This window comes from Prevotella sp. SGI.167, assembly GCF_050313615.1.
Lineage (GTDB): Bacteria > Bacteroidota > Bacteroidia > Bacteroidales > Bacteroidaceae > Prevotella.
In genome coordinates, this window is record NZ_JBNPLT010000125.1 from 1 (window position 1) to 560 (window position 560).

1 protein-coding gene is annotated in these 560 nt (G+C 36.8%); it reads left to right on the forward strand.

Going from position 1 to position 560, the window contains the following annotated elements; translation table 11 throughout:
* Positions 1–520, forward strand: a 520-nt coding sequence (locus ACQRBJ_RS16180; RefSeq protein WP_445304253.1) for a DUF6939 family protein, incomplete at its 5' end; no start/stop codon positions are given.
* Between the last annotated feature and the right edge of the window lie 40 nt (positions 521–560).

Here is a 560-nt window from a genome sequence, read left to right on the forward strand (position 1 = left end):
ACATGGTGATATTCCAGTGTTTGGTTCTGATAAAGAGCCTAAGGATGGAGACCCATATCTGGGTTCAGCAGAACAGAGACCATTTAAATACTATTCTGCTTCTGTAGAAGGTATGTGGCAAGGTCTGAAGGTGTTTGAGCATGCAGGTATTGATACTTCTTGCTTCACTAACACTACTATGCGCAATTTGAAGCGCAGCTGTAGACGTTTTGGCAAGTGTTTGGGACACATGTTTTGGGGAAAGCTAATAGACTATTCTACTGCAAGATATAGTATTTACAAGCCTGCTTATGAATACATGCTTTTATGGTGTTGTCGCGAAGAGACAGATTATCTAACTTATTTAAATGAACACAATAAGACAATAGTATTACTTGATTATAATACTAATTGTGATATAAATGATTTGTCTTCTCCGCTCTCACATGCTTCTTTAATTAAAGAATATGTAGAAAGTAGTATCTTATCTGAAGACTTTGTGTTCTCTCAGGAATGGGTAGATAAGCACTCAGTAAAGTAACTCATATTCGCACATAGTTTTAAGACAAGCTCCTGAGCAT